Raw genomic sequence first — 17,686 nt, 5'->3', positions numbered from 1 at the left:
GGTGACCACTGTCCCTCTCCCTAATTCACTCTTGATATCTAAACCATACGGGCCCCGTACAACAATTTAAGTCGTTCATGTATGCTTCGCAGCCCAAAAGAGCCTGAATATTCATCCGGATTGGCTAGTCCTTCTTTAATTTGTCCTAAGCGATCCTCTGGGATACCCTGCCCGTTATCCGTAATCTCAGCGCATAGATATACATCTATTTTCGTGATCTTTATCGTAATTTCATTATCGGTCCCGTCCAATCTCATTCCGTGCAGAATATAGTTCTCGATAATCGGTTGCAGAGACATTTTCAGCCAAGTTCTGCTCTTCAACAGCTTATCGCAAATAATCTCATAAGAGAACTTATCCTTATAGCGGATTCGGAACAACTCCAAGTACATTCGACAGGCTTCAAGTTCATCCTTCAATGTATAGTGCGGCTTCTGCTGGACATAGTTCTTGAACAGCATGGACAGACTGTAGATCATCTCCCCTACATCCGCTGCTCCTTGGGAGACGGCACGCATGCGAATGACTTCAAGCGTATTGTATAGAAAATGAGGATTCACCCTTGCTTCGAGCGCAGCGATCTCGGTATGCTTCTGCTTGATCTCTGCTTTATAGACCCGGTCGATATACAAGTTCAGGTCTACCAGCATCTCGTTGAAGCTCTTAGCAATCTGTCCGATCTCATCATCCTTCTCCTCGGCAATTCTCGCATCCAAGTCTCCATTCTTCACCTTACGCGTAAATTGGATAATACTGTGGGTCCGTCTTGCGAAACTCATAATGAACAGCGTAGCTAGCAGGATCGCGAACAGAATACAAACCGAGCTCACCAATACAATCGTATTTCGAACTCCACGGTAGGTTGCGGCAAGTTCTTTCTTAGGGACTAGGCTGAGCACGGTATAACCTCCCTGGGTATCCGTCAACTTAATGATCGAGTCCCCATCCCCTGTCACATCATTATCGTAGACCGTGCTGATCTGCTCCATATATGGATATCTGCCTCCGTAGAAGCTTCCATCCGTATCGAAAATGACGTCACCGTTACTCGATAATACAAGGATTCGCCCCTTGATATTCTCTCTGTAATTCTCAATACTGTTCCATATTTTCTCTGAGCTAAAATATACCTCTAATTGACCGATATTGCGCAGTGTGATGTTATTGTTAATCGGAATGCGAACGGAGAACATCGGTGATTCTGGTATATCAATGGTCTTTCTTACCCATACATTAGGAGCAGAGACCTTCGAGTTCTCTCCAATATACATCGCATCTGGGACGTAAGATTTCGCTGCATTGGTGGTGATGATTTTAAAATTCGCATTGTTATATACATGCAACTGCTGTAAGGAAGCACTGTACAGCATCAGACTTGCAATGTCCGGATCATCCTCGAATCGATTTCTAAATATCTGCACGGTATCGCTGGTTAAGCCGCTATCATTACGGTTCAGCCTGTATTCAATGTATTCTTTATATGAATGCTCCAGGAAATAAGAGGTGTTGGAAGCCAAATCAGCGTCCCTATAGGTGTCGCGCATCATGTTCTGTACAGATTCGTATTTGTTGTTAATATATCTGTTGATATTCTGCATTGCACTACGCTGAATATCCAACTGCCGCTCCACTGCCGCATTAGACATAGAACGAAACATCAAATAGGAGAATATGATAATAGTTACGATCGTAATCATCGAAAAGAGAAAAATGATCTTCAGAAACAATTTGTTTTTGAAATATTTACGATAAATCTTCATTGATGATCATGTCCTCCTTCGATCTGGAACCATTTATCCGGATGATAGCCAGCAGAATTATCATAACCGTTAACCCACACATAGAACAAGCGCCCGTGTCTTCAGAGTCGACTGAAGACATGGGCGCTTTAAAATGTCCTTACGATCGCTGCTCTGCTCCTAGAACCTATTCATGCATCTAGTTATCACTATGATTCTTCTTACCATAAATCCCATAAGCAATAGCTCCAAGTAAAAGACCTATTCCCGATCCTATGCTCACTGTAAATACTAGAATACTTGGTTTGAAAAATATACCCACAATTACACCAATAGCACACCCAAAAATCAATCCCATTGGTATTAAACTATCTATGAATTTTTTTGCGTGTTCTGACTTTTTCATACCTAATGTTCTAAGTTCCTTTCTATGTTGCTTTACTACTATTATATTCTGCTTTACTACTATAATAAATCTACTTATATATTGTCTTTCGTTTTATTCGCTTAAAAAGCCTGTAGAACCCGCCCCATTCGGAGCTTTGTCTACAGGCTATAATTCAATAACTCGATTGTGCGATTAACCGCGGAACTCCTGCAATCCTTGATTCAGTTCGCGGGTCGCCGAGTAAACCTGCTGATACAGTTTGAACAGGCGGGCATACGTGGCCACATTTGCCGGAATCGGTTCACACGTCTTACCATAGTCGATAAACTTATCGGCGCATTCCTTAAGGCTACTGAACCAGCCGCTACCTACAGCAGCCATCATCGCAGCGCCCATGGCAGGACCTTGCTCGTTCTTGAGTGAGACGACCGGTGTATTGAAAATATCAGCTTGCATCTGCAGCCATACCGGATTCTTCGCGCCGCCTCCGATGGAAATAATTCGCTGGGCATTAATCCCCGCTTGACGGAATAATTCCAATGATTCAGCCAATGAGAACGTGATGCCTTCCATTACCGCACGGGCCATATGCTCACGGCGATGTGTACCGGACAAACCAATAAAGCTAGCCCGAATCACACTATCAGCATGCGGCGTACGTTCGCCCACCAAATACGGTGTAAACAAGAGTCCATCCGCGCCTGGAGCAAGATCAGCAACCGGCTTCAGCATTTCATCGAAACTGAGCTCTGGTGCGAGCGATTCCTTAAACCAACTCAAGGAGTAACCTGCAGCCAGTGTTACGCCCATCGCATAGAAAGTGCCTGGATGCGCATGGTTGAAGAAGTGTACTTTACCCGCAAAATCTTTGTTCTTGTCCTCTTCATAAGAAAGCACAACACCGGACGTTCCTATACTGCACATGGCATCACCCTTGCGGACGATACCAGCACCAACCGCTCCACAAGCGTTATCAGCACCGCCGCCGAATACTCGTGTCGCTGTGGACAAACCACTCAGCTTGGCAAATTCGGCAGAATCGTGCCTGTATCTTCTGTACTGCCGACAATCGGCGGACAGAATCCATCCGGCAAACCAAATGCCTGAACAATTTCCTCACTCCATTTTCCTTCCGGTACATTAAGCAGCAACGTTCCGGCCGCATCGGAAATTTCCATCTCTACCCGACCAGTCATACGGTAACGCAGATAATCCTTCGGTAGCACGAAATGAGCCGCTTTGGCGAACAACTCTGGCTCATGCTTCTGTACCCACAGAATCTTAGGAAGCGTGAAGCCTTCCAAAGCGGCATTCCGTGTAATATTCAGCAGCCCGTCGCCGAGCTTCTGCTCAATCTCACGGCATTCCTTCGTCGTGCGCGTATCATTCCATAGAATCGCATTGCGCAGTACATTATTCTGTTCATCAAGCAGTACAAGTCCATGCATTTGTCCGGAGAATGATACACCTTCAACATCCTCTGGAGATATGCCAGATTCCTTCAGCAATTGCTGTAGACTGGCAATCGTTCCGTTCACCCATTCTTCTGGATTCTGCTCACTGTAACCAGGACGTTCATGAATAAGCGGATACGAGGCCGTTGCTTCACCTTTGATCTCTCCATCCTGATTTACCAGCAGCGTCTTTACGGAGCTCGTGCCAAGATCGACACCGATTACGTACTTCATCTCGTATTTCTCCCTTCAATCATTTCATCTATATAAGTTGAACTAAAGAAAGGAGCAGGGAATAGGCAAGAGGGTGAAATGATTCTGAAGAAGCGAAGCGTTCGCCTTTGTGAGCGGATTTCTACTATGCTTGAATTAATAAAATCAAGAAATTCGCGAACAACAGCGATCGTAAGAACATTTCACCCGGCTGCCTACAATCCGTACAATCATTAGTTCAACTTATCTAGGCTTCTAAACTATTACCTAACAAAAGGGACGACCCAGCGCCCCTTTTTGTTTGCTATTGCACAATCTATATCACCAAACTGACGATGTTCGTCAGTGGCTATTATTTGTTTCCGTAAATATATTCGTTCAGACGAGCCTTCAAGAGCTCAAGATGGTTCGATTTATTCACGATGTGGCTATTTTCCAGCGCATAGGCTTCCAAAGTCTTGAAGTTTGCTTTACCGGATACGATATCAGCACCGATGCCTGTCTTGAAGCTTGCATAACGATCGTTCAGAAGGTTCTCGAAGAATTTGTCTTCGATCATTTTGCCAGCTACTTTCAAGCCTTTAGCGAAAGTATCCATACCAGCGATGTGAGCATAGAACAAATCTTCAGGTTCGAAAGAAGTACGTCTTACTTTCGCGTCGAAGTTTACACCACCTGCACCAATACCGCCATTTTCCAAAATTTCATACATAGCAAGCGTTACAGCATAAATGTCTGTAGGGAACTCGTCAGTATCCCAACCAAGCAGCATGTCGCCTTGGTTCGCATCGATCGAGCCGAGCATATTGTTGAGACGAGCTACACGAAGTTCATGCTCGAATGTATGACCAGCCAATGTAGCATGGTTCGCTTCAAGGTTCAGTTTGAAGTGTTTGTCCAAGCCATATTTTTGCAAGAACGAAATCGTTGTTGCTGCGTCGAAATCATATTGATGCTTGCTTGGCTCTTTTGGTTTAGGTTCGATCAGGAATTGGCCAGTAAAGCCGATTTCCTTCGCATAGTCAACAGCCATATGGAAGAATCTTGCCAGGTTGTCGAGCTCTAAGCCCATGTCCGTGTTAAGCAGGGATTCATAACCTTCGCGGCCACCCCAGAATACATAGTTCTCAGCGCCAAGTTCAACTGCAGTTTCAAGACCTTTCTTCACTTGTGCTGCTGCATAAGCGAATACGTCAGCATTGTTAGTCGTTGCCGCACCGTGTACATAACGTGGGTTGGAGAACATGTTAGCTGTGTTCCAGAGCAATTTAGTGCCTGTAGCGTTCATGCCTTCTTTAATTTTAGCGATGATCACATCAAGATTTTCATTAGATTCCTTCAGTGTTGCGCCTTCTGGAGCTACGTCAACATCGTGGAAGCAGAAGTAAGGAGCACCAATTTTTTCGAGGAACTCGAAGTTTACTTCTACACGGGCTTTCGCCAAATCCATACCGGATACAGTCTCCCAAGGACGAATCATGTTGCCTTGACCGAATGGATCGCTACCATTCATAGTCATTGTATGCCAATAAGCTACGGCAAAACGAAGATGTTCTTTCATTGTTTTGCCGAGCACAACTTCATTTTCATTATAATGTTTGAATGCCAACGCGTTATCGGAACCTGCGCCTTCATACTGAATTTTGCTAATGTTTTTGAAATAACTCACGCTAAAGTCCTCCCTAAATAAGGTTTTTTGAAAGCATTTACATCCTATCGGTTAAAGGAATGATTCCTTCTGTAACTAGATCGTATCACGTTAGACTTAGTTTGTCTAGTAAACTAACTAAGATTATTTTTATGACAAATATTCTTGTTGGTCATAAGTGTTTTTCATTTACTTATAATGGTATTGCACCACATTTTCCGAAGATTGTAGTAGAATGAAGAATGGTTTTTAATTGCTATGATGGATTAGAGGGGTAGAAAGGTATGACAACATTACGGAAGCTGTTCACTAACTATTGGAGCCCTTACGTTGCGATCGGTATTGCAGGTGTACTCAGCGCACTGTACTTCGGCATTACCAATACGGTATGGGCTGTGACTGGCGAGTTCACTCGCTTTGGAGGACATATCCTCCAGCTCTTCGGCGTAGATATTTCCGACTGGGCTTACTTCAAATTGATACACATGGAGGGCTCAACGTTCGATCGTACGGACGGATGGATCGTCTGGGGTATGTTCATTGGAGCGCTGATCATGATTCTGTTCAGCAACAACTTCAAGATTCGCATGCCTAAGCAAAAGCGCCGCCTGGTACAGGGCTTGATTGGCGGCATTATCGCAGGTATGGGCGCAAGATTGGCGCTTGGTTGCAATCTGGCCGCCTTCTTCACGGGCGTACCGCAGTTCTCTTTTCATGCCTGGATCTTCATGGCAGCTACAGCGGTCGGCACTTATGTAGGTGTAAAAATTGTTGGAACTAGATGGTGGAAAGGCAAGCCCATTCTACAAAAAGGAAATGTAGCACCTGCAGTGCGCGAGTCGAAAAAGGTTCAGCCTTATGTCGGCGGTCTTATTGCACTGGCTTACGCAGGACTCATCGTGTATTTCTTCCTTAATGGTAAGACAATGCTTGGAGTAGCAGCAGTTTTTGGGGCTGCCTTCGGCATCCTGATTGAAAGAGGACAAATCTGCTTCACCTCAGCCTTTCGTGATCTGTGGATTAGTGGACGCGCCACGATGACGAAAGCTATTATTCTCGGGATGGCAATCAGCTCTGTTTTGACGCTCATCGTTATTCTCGTGAACGGCGTTGATCCGATTACGAAAATGGCTGCACCGAGCACATTCATCGGCGGCATTTTGTTTGGCGTTGGCATCGTGCTTGCTGGGGGCTGCGAGACGGGAATGATGTATCGCTTAATGGAAGGGCAAGTAATCTTCCTGCCTGTATTTATTGGCAACATCATCGGGGCTACCTTCATCGCCTACGCTTGGGATCATCTTGGCGTATTCGACCTGCTCGTGAAGAGCGGAGCGAAGATTAATCTGATCTCCGTAATGGGGCCTGCTTGGGCACTCATTATTACACTCGTACTGCTTGCAATTGGTTATGCCGTAGCTAGCTACTGGCAAAAAAATTATCGCTTTGGCGTTGGATTCAAAAAAGGAGATGCAAAATAATGACGATTGATTTCACATTGGATCTTAGAGGAGAACCTTGTCCATATCCCGTGATCTACTCTTTAGAAACGTTACAGGACATGAAAAGGGGCAAATATTGCAAGTCATTGCCGATTGTCCAGCTGCCTTCAAGAACGTACCAGAAGAGGTCGTAAAGCACGGCTATACACTTGTGCAAGAGCCCGTAAAGAATGGTCAGGAACTAATTTTCTATATTCAAAAGTAATTTGATTCCAGGTAAGGAGCAGGCCTATGAGTAGATCTACACTCACTTGGTCTGCTCCTTTTTACCCATCGTTAATTTGTTGGTCAAACTAACTAAGTTGTTTATTTTTATTCCCCACCTTGTGTTATGATAGTACCATGTTCAATAATTTCTGGAGGATTAATCATGAAAATTACGGGCGACCAGCAGTTAATCAAGAAGATGAATAAGACGATCGTCCTGAATACGATCAGACAACAGCAGCCTCTATCCAGAGCAGATATCTCATCGGTGATCGGGCTTAATAAAGCGACCGTCTCTTCCCTTGTCTCCGAATTGATCGAGAGTCAGCTTGTCTCTGAGATCGGACCGGGCGAATCAAGCGGAGGACGTAAACCCACTCTGCTCTTATTCAATCGAAGCGCGGGATTCGCTATCGGTGTAGATATCCGTGTTAATGATCTGCTGGCTGTCCTGGTAGATATGGAAGGGAACGTGATCCGGGAGAAGACCGTCCCACTAGAAGACTACTCCCTGGATAAAGTGCTTGATCAAATCAGGAAGACGATCCGCGGTCTTATGAGAAGGCTACCTGCATCCCCCTATGGGGTTGTTGGAATCGGCATTGGCGTACCAGGTCTGGTCGATGAGAAGAGCCGAGTCATCTCTGCCCCTAACCTAGGCTGGGACAATGTCGATCTATATGAAGCTCTGAGCGCTGAATTCGGATCTAATATTCATATTGATAACGAAGCAAACGCTGGAGCAATCGGGGAGAAATTGTACGGAGCAGGTCGAGATTCGAAGGACCTAATCTATCTAAGCATCGGTATAGGGATCGGATCGGGCATCATCGTAGGCGGGGATTTATACCGCGGCACCTCCAACTTCTCAGGTGAAGTCGGCCATATGACCGTTGCCGAGAATGGGCCGCTATGCCGCTGCGGGAATCGAGGATGCTGGGAGACACTCGCTTCCGAGAAAGCCTTGCTTGATCAAGCGGGAGCACTATGGCAGGATCATGCTCCGAGCTTAGAGGATATTCTGAAAGAGGCTGAGCAGGGAAATGAAGAGATCCTTGCTCTGCTTGAACGGATTGGCTCCCAGCTAGGCGTCGGACTGGCTAATCTCGTGAATATTCTTAATCCCGAGTTCATTGTAATTGGCAATCGACTCTCACTGGCCGGCGACTATTTGCGACAAGCAATGTTAAGTACACTCGGCCAGCGCAGCCTCTCCTATCATCGCAAACAGACCCATGTCGATTTCGCCAAATTGGGCATCCGCTCAACAGCGATGGGAGCCGCTTCTTTGCCGATCACTGCATTTCTAGCAGATCCGGACGTTAGCATTCCAGAATCGGTATAAGACCACTAATCAGACGATATCGTATTTCAAACTCTAGAGATTATTGCGGGGAATCATCCTTCCCCTTCTCTATAACATCTAGAAATGGCTTGTTCACGAAATAATACATGAAGCCCATCAGCAGAACACCACCGATCAAATTACCGATCGTAACTGGAACGAGGTTGTGGATTACTCCATAGAAGGAGATCGTTCCCGGATGATTTAGCACAAGTGCGATCGCAAAGGTACACATATTCGCAATACTGTGCTCGTAACCAGATATGAAGAAGCAGAACACAAACAGCATCATCGCGAACATCTTGGCCCCATCGCCCTTGAGCGACATTGGAATGAAGAAGGCCAGACAGACGAGCCAGTTACATAGAATAGCCCGGAAGAATAGTTCCAGCGCCGAGGTATTCATCTTATGCTCTACGACATTTAACAGGAAGCTATTCACCGAAGCATCAGTAAAGAGACCTGTCAGAAAAATAAGCAGAGCGAATACCGCGGCTCCCATAATATTACCTATGTAACTGAACACCCATAGCTTCACGACCTCGGACCACTGCATTTTCTTACGCAAAGCTGCGTAGGTGTAGTAGAATGTATTTCCGGTAAATAAATCTCCCCGCCATAAGCTATCAAAATGATCGCCGCCCCAAAAGTGATCGCCGCCATTGGATACGTGAACGGGGAATGCTCCATATAGAAGAAGTTTCCGGTCTTAAAGGCAACGATAACTCCAAATCCAATGAACATACTTGCCAGCATTGCCCTGGCGATGTAACGAAGTTGACTTTGCCGGAAGATTTTATACTTCTTCAATGCCAACTCTTCAACCTTCAATAGCGATTCTGTCTCCATAAACCCTCCAAGTGTATTATTTCCCCCATTTTCCATATTTTCTGCTCGAAGTCAAGATAAATATTACAATTATGTGAACGGATTATACACTTCATCCGTAATAAACGCATCAATTGACAGTATCCCCCATTTTTGTGTATATTGAACGAAGCTGCAATATAATCAATCTTACGTTGGAAGCACCCGTAAGCTTGGCTCTTGATGAGCCTGGCCTGCGGGTGCTTTTTGGCGTGTACGTATAGAAATGATTAAGTTTCGTATTGCGGCAAAATCTTATTAAGGAGAGATGCTCTATGGTAAACCATCTTAGAACCGGCATACTTGTATTAGCACTTATCATCGCCGCAGGGATTACTGCTCTATCTCCACCGAGCCAGGCATCAGCTGCAGCCATCGAGTTCACCGACTCAATCAACGCTCAACTCGACGCAACAGCAGATAAGGCTGGAAAGAACGGGACCACGCTCCGCAAGCAATTCACAGACTTCAAGAGCAGCCGTACGCAGATCATAAGCCTGGATGACCGAACAGCGTCCCTACATTACGACAATGAGAGCAAAGCATCCAGTGTAAGCAAGGCTATCAGTAATATCGATGCAAGCAAGATCAGTAAACTGGAGGAGCAGGTCAAGACAGCTAAATCGAAGTACCAACCTCTATACACCTCATATACCTCACTCAATAAACAGGTAGCCGCCGCTAATAAATTGAAGGACAAATCACTTTACAAGGTGTTGAAAGCACAAGCCGACGGAATGAAATTAGTTGTCGATATCACCAAGCAGGACCTCAAGTCGAAGGAGGCCGCATTGAAGACCGCCAAAGCGGATAGAACGAAGAAGCAAAAACAGATCCGCAGTGTGCTATCGGAAATTGATGCCGTCAAGACGAAGATCAAGGCCGAGAAAAGTGCTATCTCTACCCCCAACAAACAGCTAACCACCGAATGGTCCAATTTTAAAGCGGCGGTAAAGAAAAACGATGCTGACCGGACGAAAGATACCCTAGCGAGACTAATTACTCTATCGACACAAATCAATACGAAGAAGCAAAACATTTATAATCATGAATCAAAAATATCTTCTATTATCCAGCGGGCTAATAGTATGCTGCCCTGAATCAGTACCTAATACACAAGAAGCCCCGGAAACCAAAGTTCCCGGGGCTTCTACTTATTTCAATGTGCGCAAAAATATATATTACAAATTTTGTCTCTTATCCGAAAAATGAGTACATCGATACGAAATCTGAGGCATTATACTTGCTTAGCTATCCAATTATAATAATAAAGAGATTATGGAAAACGCTTACAAACAAGATACTGCATCATTTGGAGGTTAGATAAAAATGCAAAAGTCTACACAGCCCGCAGCTATGGTTAAACCAAATATTCCACCATCTGCGAAGAAGAAATGGCTGAAGAAACTTGTATCTCAAAGGCATATTCAAATTATGGCTTTGCTAGGAATCACATGGATGATCATATTCAATTACATCCCTATGTACGGCGTTATTATTGCATTTAAGGATTATGACATTATTAGAACGATCTCTGAAGCACCCTGGGTCGGACTAAGCACTTCAAGGAATTCTTCTTGGATGATAACTTTGGCTATGTAATGAAAAACACTTTAGGAATCAGCTTGATTAAATTACTGACATTCCCGCTTCCAATTATATTTGCTCTCTTCCTGAATGAAGTACGCTCTCTGCGATTCAAGCGAGCGATCCAGACCATTTCTTACCTCCCCCACTTCTTATCCTGGGTAGTACTCGGAGGGATCCTGGCCACATGGTTGTCGGATATAGGGATCATCAACCACATCCTTATGGGCCTACACTTGATTGACGAGCCGATATCTTATCTGGCCGAACCTAAATATTTCTGGACAATTGTCATTACATCAGATATTTGGAAGGAGCTTGGCTGGTCGGCGATAATTTATCTGGCGGCAATCACAGGCATTTCGCCTGAGATGTACGAAGCGGCGACTATTGATGGTGCTGGACGCTTCCAGAAGATGTGGTATATCACAGTTCCTGCGATCAAAGCTACGATCAGTATCCTATTTATATTAGCTGTCAGCGGTGTTATGAGCTCCAACTTTGACCAGATCCTGGTGCTGCGTAATTCACTGAACGACAGTGCTAGTAATGTTATAGATTACTATGTCTACTATACAGGGATTTCTCAAGGCCGTTACTCGTACTCTGCAGCGGTCGGATTGTTCAAATCCGTTATTGCTATTACGCTGCTGTTGATTGCGAACCAAGTATCCAAAAAACTCAACGATACTTCGTTATTTTAGGCCAAGGAGGAACTACACATGTCTTTAACAAAACGCAAAACTATAGGCGAAGTCGCTTTTGATATTTTAAACAATATAGGAATGCTGCTCATTTGTTTTGTTACACTGTATCCAATTTGGTATGTTCTGATTAATGCTTTCAACGATGGCAAAGATGCAATGCTGGGAGGCATCTACTGGTGGCCGCGAATGTTCAGCCTGGAGAACTTCAAAGCGGTATTCGCCAGTCCCGGTATTATGACTGCCATGCTACTCACCGTTGCCAAGACCCTCTTGGGCGTGGTAGCTCACGTATTCTTCACCGCAATGGTTGCTTACGCGTTCTCACGTAGAGAGTTGATCTTTGGAAGATTCTATATCTTTCTAGGAACAGTTACAATGATCTTCTCAGGGGGCCTCATTCCGACCTATCTGCTGATTCGCGATTTACATATGCTTGATACATTTACAGTCTTCATTATTCCGGTCCTGTTCAGCTTCTTTGACCTTATCATCTTTATGACCTTCTTCCGGGAAATTCCTGACGGACTAGATGAGGCGGCCAGGATCGATGGAGCCAACGATTGGACGATTTTTCTCAGAGTCGTGCTTCCGGTATCCATGCCTGTTATTGCTACGATTGCCTTGTTCCACGGGGTATACCAATGGAATGACTATTTTACCGGGATTATCTACATCAATAAAGAGTCGTTGCAACCGATCCAGACCTTCCTTTACCGGGTAGTAGCTCAGTCCAGTTCAAATATCATGACTACAGCCGTACAGGGTAGCGCAGTAACCAAGACGGTAACCTCTCAATCCGTGAAACTAGCAACGATGGTCGTAACCACACTTCCAATCGTGTTCGCTTATCCATTCCTACAGCGCTACTTCGTAAAGGGAATGATGATTGGCTCCATTAAGGGATAAGTCTGCATCACTAACGGTAACTCCTCCAGGCCGCTTTGGCGGCTTTGGAGTTGCATTTTATAGCATTCATAACATTGAGAAAAGGGGATAAAAAAGCATGGGCATGAATAATAAGTCCAAAAAAGTGATGATGCTTCTAATGGCATGTATCATGGTTCTATCCTTGGCAGCTTGTTCTGGTAAAGGGAATGATAGCGCCAAAAAGCAAAACTCCAGTAACACTCCGGCGAACACGACAACATCGACTGACCAACCAGCTCTATCCGAAGACGAGCCAGGTTGGAAGTCAGACACATCTCCTATTACGTTTGACTGGTATTTGAACTTTGCCTGGTTCCCCAATAAATGGGGAGTTGACCCAACATCCCAATATATAACTAAAAAGACGGGCGTTGATATTAACTTCATTGTTCCCGCTGGTAACGAAAACGAAAAGCTGAATACACTGATTGCTTCCGGCAAGCTGCCTGATTTCATTACGCTTGGCTGGTATGAAGATGGTGTGAAGAAGATGATCGAAGGAGGTCTCGTACTTCCGCTGAACGAATTGGCTGATCAATACGACCCTTATTTCTACAAAGTATCCGACCCTGACAAATTGGGCTGGTACACCCAAGCAGATGGTAACGTATATGGCTATCCTAACGCTTCCTCGTCTCCTAAAGACTACGCAAAATTTGGTGATACCTATACATCCAACCAAACGTTTGTTGTCCGCAAGGATATCTATGAGGCAATCGGCAGTCCCGACATGCGTACTCCAGAAGGTTTCTTGAACGCCCTGAAAGCTGCTAAGGAGAAGTTCCCTGACATCGACGGACAACCGATCATTCCACTTGGTCTGCATGAATTCACCCAACAGGTAATGACTCCCTGGAAGGCTATATTCAGAATTTCCTGGCGATTCCAAGGGAAAAAGACGGCCAGCTATATGACCGTGAAAAAGATCCGGAATACGTCAAATGGTTGAAGGTGCTACGTCAAGCCAACCAGGACGGTTTACTGGCAAAAGATATCTTTATCGACAAGCGCGCTCAAATGGAAGAAAAAATTGCTCAAGGCCGTTACTTCGCCATGCTGTACCAACGTACTGATTTCGCGGCACAACTTGGTACTTTATACCAACAAGATCCTAACAAAATCTACATTGCCGTCGATGGTCCTGCGAACGCCAATCTTGACGCACCTACCTTGAACGGCCCAAGCATCTCCGGATGGACATTAACCTTGATCTCTAAAGATGTGAAGGACAAAGCACGTGCCATTAGATTCCTGGACTATCTGAATAGTGAAGAAGGGAACAAAGACCTTTACCTTGGCGAAAAAGGCGTAAGTTATGATACAATTGACGGCAAAGATCAATTCTTGCCTGAAGCCTTTGACCTGATGAACACAGACCGTTCCGCTTTCGATAAGCAATATGGCTCCTCGTTCACCTTCTGGATGCTGATGAATACGAATATTACCGAGCAATGGACACCGAAGTCGGTCGAACCGTACAAACAATTGGAAGATTGGACTCGCGGTAAAGCGAAGAGCTTCTCCGAGTTCGATGAACTTGATCCACTTGCCAACTCTGATGAAGGTATAGCCCTTGGCAAAATTAAGGATTTGCGCGGTAAAACGCTTCCTAAGCTGTTGATGGCACCGTCCGAAGCTGAATTCGACAAGATCTGGGCGGATTACCTTAAGAAACAAGATGAATATGGACTTGCTAAAGTGCAAGCCTTCCAACAAACGAAGTATGAAGAAAATAAGAAGAAACTTGGCATGTAAGTATAGCTCTGCCCAAAACGCCCGCTAACCGCGGGCGTTTGGGTATTTATAAAGGAGTCACTAGCTATGACAAGGTGGAAGCGCCTCCACGCAACTTGGGATTCATTTATGTATTGGCTTGGGCGCCGCTCGCTTCAGAGCCGCCTGATCGCCGCTTATATTTTTATCATATTAGGGCCCTGCCTGATAGTATCCCTTTATTCTTATAAAGCAATCAATAACATGTATTTACGTGATGCCCAGGAAAAGAGCATGTCCTTGCTAGAAATGGAACAGCTACATATCGATACGCAAATTGAATCTATGGTCCGGGCGGCACAGGTTGCTTATGACGATCCGGATGTGAGGGATTATTTGGCTCATACCAGCGATCTGGACACCGATGAACTGGTAAACTTCAACTACTATAGCTTTAAGAGTCTGACTCGTATTCAGTATTACAATCCCAATGTGACGCATCTTCGATTGTTCTCTAGCAGCGACATCGTTGAAATCTGGCCGATCTTCTTCCGTGAATATCGTGTAGCCAATGAATCATGGTATAAGAAGGCAGAACAGATGAATGGAACGGAGTCCTGGTCTTTCCAATATAACGATCCAGATGTGGTGGAGCGGTACATCGGGCAACTCCCTGCTCCTACCCCTAAGGTGTCGTTGCTGCGTGAAATGAGCATTCCAACGGGCCATCATGTCGGTATGGTTCAGGTAGACATGTTATTAGAGAAATTCAGTCCGAGGACTTATTCAGTCATGCAGGACAGCAAGTCGCAGATGCTGCTTGCGGACAGCGAAGCACAGATATTCACACGGGAGATGGACTCCATTCTGCAAGCTAACCCGGAAATGGAGAGTATTATTAAAGAACGCCTTCAGCGTTATCAAGATACGGGAGAATGGGAGATTCATTATAAGGAAAATGGAAAACAGTTTCTATTATTGCATCAGCGAATTGAACGGATTAATGCCAATCTGATCAATATCGTATCCATGGAGGGTGTGATCCAGGATATATCCCGTACACGTAATCTCCTCATCGGAGCCAATATCGTTTTTATTACGCTGGTAACCCTGATCGCTTATATTCTTAATGCCTTTATTCTGAAAAATCTTCAACTATTAACGGAGGAGATGAAAAAGGTACGGCGAGGAGAAGCTTATAGTGGAATCACGATTCGTGGCGGTGGCGAAATTGGAGAACTCGCACATCATTTCTCCAAACTAATGAATACGATTAATACATTGGTCGCTCAAGCGGTATACAAGCAAGCGCTGACGAAGGAGGCTGAACTGCGTTCGCTTCATAATCAAATTGACGCCCACTTTCTATTTAATACATTGGAAAACATAAAAATGCTAGCCGAGATTGAGAACCAACGGACGATTTCCGATTCGTTAACTTCCCTCGGGGAATGATGCGCTATAACTTTAAATGGTCTGGAGAATATGCGAAGCTGCGCGACGAAATTCGGCATATCGAGAATTACACGAAAGTGATGAATATTCGGTTTGACGAACCAATTCTCCTTAAGCTCGATATTCCAGAAGAAGCCATGGAGCTGGAAATGCTCAAGATGTCCCTTCAGCCGATTGTCGAAAATGCTGTAAAGCATGCTTGGACGGAGAAGAGTCCTGCAAAGAAATTTCGATTCAGGTGCATGATTGGCAGCATCACGACGTGCAGATCGTAGTTACGGACAATGGCATAGGAATACATGAAGAGGCCCTGTCTCGGTTAAATCAGGAACTACGGTCTGTAGGAATGAATGATAAGCTTTTCCGCAGCTCTGGACCTGAGTCGAATCGTAATGGAATTGGCCTTCGAAATGTACAAGAGCGTATTCGATTATATTATGGGAATGAATACGGACTGAAAGTATTTAGCGAGCAAGGAAAGTTTACAACGGTTGTTATGTCCTTGCCAAAGGTACTGCTAACGGGGAGGGTAGGCATGAATGACAAATTTGATAATCGTCGATGATGAGAAAAATATTCGCCTGGGTCTAAAAACGATGATTGAACGCGAGTTTCCGGGCCAGTATGATTTGTTAACGGCCGCTCAGGGTGCTGAGGCGCTCGAGCTGTATCGGGATCATGGTGCCGAAATTATTATTACCGATATCCGGATGCCTATTATGGACGGAATCGCTCTGATTGAGAGATTAGCAGCAGAACCACTGCCAACCGGACAAGGTGAGCGTCCGCTGATCATTATTTTAAGCGGGTACGAGGATTTTGAATATGCCAAAGCAGCGATCAAGTATCAGGTGATCGATTACCTGCTCAAACCGATCCGCAGAGATGAATTATTCGATACGCTGCGTAAATGCGAGGATCAACTGAACAAGTACTCTCAAATCGCCAAGCAGTTGGCCGTTACGGAAGGCTACAGACAGCAAATCCAACTGGAACGCTTGCAGGATCTACTAATACAGCGTGAATTCTCGGATGAAGAAGTACGATTATGGACTAAGGAGATCGGCTTCGATCAGTATGTTTTGCCCTTCTCGGTCGCTGTGCTGACTTGCAAAAATGAAGGCAGCAACCGGGTCAAGAAGGAGGGTTTGAAGGCGCTCGCCGAGGATCTGTTTAGGAGCGTGGACGGTAAGCTAAGCGCTTCTCTACTAGATCGTGAAGGAAGAGTCGTACTCGTGGGAGAACCGCAGCAGAAATTTGCGGAAATGTTGCTTTTGGCCAGCGACAAAGGGCTTGATGGGTTATTAATCGGCGTGAGTGAAGAGGGAACTCGGTTGGAGGATCTCGCCAAGTGCTACAGACAAGCAAGCGAATCTCTGAGCTACACCTTTATTTATCCAAAGACTCGTCTGGTCTGGTTCGATGAATTGCCGGGAGAACGACAGTTCCATGCTATGCCCATGGGAGAAATACGCAAGCTGGGTAACATTCTGGGTACGGATCGGGAGAAGGAAATCGGACCGATCTTGCATCATATTTTTCGGATAGAGCAGTTGGCAGGAATTGATATTAATTATTTGGAGACTGTCAGTAAGCTCATCAATGAACAGGTTCTTGATGAGGTATTCCGGATATATGGGGAAGCTTCTGTTGAAGTGATTAAGTTGTATCGCAAGGTAGGCGACCTATATAATTTTGACCATTTCCACAATTATTTCCGGTCATTAGAGCATCTACTATTAAGTCTGGACAAATACATCAAGGAAGTCCGTTCCGCACATAGCGAGCACGGGGATATGAAGGAAGCCATAGCTTTTATCGAAGAAAATTATCATCGTCCACTGAATATGGCCATCGTAAGCAATCATGTTTCTCTGAATTATTCCTATTTTAGTGAAGTGTTCAAGACTTTCACCGGGAAAGCTTCGTGACTT

11 protein-coding genes and 5 pseudogenes are annotated in these 17,686 nt (G+C 45.0%); 11 read left to right on the top strand and 5 right to left on the bottom strand.

Going from position 1 to position 17,686, the window contains the following annotated elements:
- Window positions 1–38 precede the first annotated feature (38 nt).
- From RE628_RS02365 to xylA, 4 genes and pseudogenes are all read right to left on the bottom strand, one after another.
- On the bottom strand, window positions 39–1,760 hold the full coding sequence (locus RE628_RS02365; protein WP_309157223.1) for a cache domain-containing sensor histidine kinase: 1,722 nt from the start codon (window positions 1,758–1,760) through the stop codon (window positions 39–41).
- A gap of 178 nt (window positions 1,761–1,938) precedes the next feature.
- Complete coding sequence (locus RE628_RS02360; RefSeq protein WP_309157222.1) at window positions 1,939–2,145, bottom strand: hypothetical protein; 207 nt, start codon at window positions 2,143–2,145, stop codon at window positions 1,939–1,941.
- 174 nt (window positions 2,146–2,319) lie between these two features.
- Window positions 2,320–3,815, bottom strand: a pseudogene (xylB, locus tag RE628_RS02355) (xylulokinase).
- Between the two features lie 331 nt (window positions 3,816–4,146).
- Window positions 4,147–5,463 carry a xylose isomerase gene (xylA, locus tag RE628_RS02350; RefSeq protein WP_309157220.1) on the bottom strand — a complete coding sequence of 439 codons (1,317 nt, stop codon included), beginning with the start codon at window positions 5,461–5,463 and terminating at the stop codon, window positions 4,147–4,149.
- A gap of 263 nt (window positions 5,464–5,726) precedes the next feature.
- On the opposite strand from xylA, the gene yedE reads away from it, so the two are divergent.
- The 3 genes and pseudogenes from yedE to RE628_RS02335 all read left to right on the top strand — a co-directional run bounded on the left by yedE (window position 5,727) and on the right by RE628_RS02335 (window position 8,496).
- Entirely contained in the window at window positions 5,727–6,923 is a 1,197-nt protein-coding gene (yedE, locus tag RE628_RS02345) for a selenium metabolism membrane protein YedE/FdhT (protein ID WP_309157219.1), read from the top strand.
- Window positions 6,923–7,149, top strand: a pseudogene (gene yedF / locus RE628_RS02340) (sulfurtransferase-like selenium metabolism protein YedF). The gene yedE and the pseudogene yedF overlap by 1 nt, the downstream one beginning before the upstream one ends.
- Window positions 7,150–7,314: 165 nt before the next feature.
- Window positions 7,315–8,496 (top strand): ROK family protein, encoded by a 1,182-nt coding sequence (locus tag RE628_RS02335; RefSeq protein WP_309157217.1) that lies wholly within the window; start codon window positions 7,315–7,317, stop codon window positions 8,494–8,496.
- A gap of 40 nt (window positions 8,497–8,536) precedes the next feature.
- Here the strand turns inward: RE628_RS02335 and RE628_RS02330 are convergent.
- Window positions 8,537–9,345 (bottom strand): annotated as a pseudogene (locus RE628_RS02330) (formate/nitrite transporter family protein).
- Between the two features lie 293 nt (window positions 9,346–9,638).
- Between RE628_RS02330 and RE628_RS02325 the strand changes: the two are divergent.
- From RE628_RS02325 to RE628_RS02290, 8 genes and pseudogenes are all read left to right on the top strand, one after another.
- Window positions 9,639–10,463 (top strand): hypothetical protein, encoded by an 825-nt coding sequence (locus tag RE628_RS02325; RefSeq protein WP_309157215.1) that lies wholly within the window; start codon window positions 9,639–9,641, stop codon window positions 10,461–10,463.
- Between the two features lie 256 nt (window positions 10,464–10,719).
- A pseudogene (locus tag RE628_RS02320) lies at window positions 10,720–11,654 on the top strand (ABC transporter permease).
- Window positions 11,655–11,672: 18 nt separating this feature from the next.
- A complete protein-coding gene (locus tag RE628_RS02315; RefSeq protein WP_309157213.1) occupies window positions 11,673–12,563 on the top strand; it encodes a carbohydrate ABC transporter permease in 891 nt (296 codons plus the stop codon).
- A 97-nt stretch (window positions 12,564–12,660) separates the two neighbouring features.
- A pseudogene (locus tag RE628_RS02310) lies at window positions 12,661–14,339 on the top strand (ABC transporter substrate-binding protein).
- Between the two features lie 66 nt (window positions 14,340–14,405).
- Window positions 14,406–15,752 (top strand): cache domain-containing sensor histidine kinase, encoded by a 1,347-nt coding sequence (locus tag RE628_RS02305; RefSeq protein WP_309157211.1) that lies wholly within the window; start codon window positions 14,406–14,408, stop codon window positions 15,750–15,752.
- Window positions 15,749–16,027: a sensor histidine kinase gene (locus tag RE628_RS02300; RefSeq protein WP_309157209.1), complete on the top strand. Its 279-nt coding sequence runs from the start codon at window positions 15,749–15,751 to the stop codon at window positions 16,025–16,027. The genes RE628_RS02305 and RE628_RS02300 overlap by 4 nt, the downstream gene beginning before the upstream one ends.
- The gene (locus tag RE628_RS02295; protein WP_309157208.1) at window positions 16,015–16,317 is read left to right on the top strand and encodes a sensor histidine kinase; all 303 of its coding nucleotides are present in this window, start codon (window positions 16,015–16,017) and stop codon (window positions 16,315–16,317) included. Before RE628_RS02300 ends, RE628_RS02295 begins: the two co-directional genes overlap by 13 nt.
- A complete protein-coding gene (locus RE628_RS02290) occupies window positions 16,292–17,683 on the top strand; it encodes a response regulator (RefSeq protein WP_309157207.1) in 1,392 nt (463 codons plus the stop codon). Before RE628_RS02295 ends, RE628_RS02290 begins: the two co-directional genes overlap by 26 nt.
- Window positions 17,684–17,686: the final 3 nt, after the last annotated feature.

It is taken from the genome of Paenibacillus sp. D2_2 (assembly GCF_031199965.1).
Taxonomy (GTDB): domain Bacteria; phylum Bacillota; class Bacilli; order Paenibacillales; family Paenibacillaceae; genus Fontibacillus.
The sequence above is the reverse complement of the archived record's forward strand: the minus strand, read 5'-3'. Positions and strand labels throughout refer to the sequence as shown.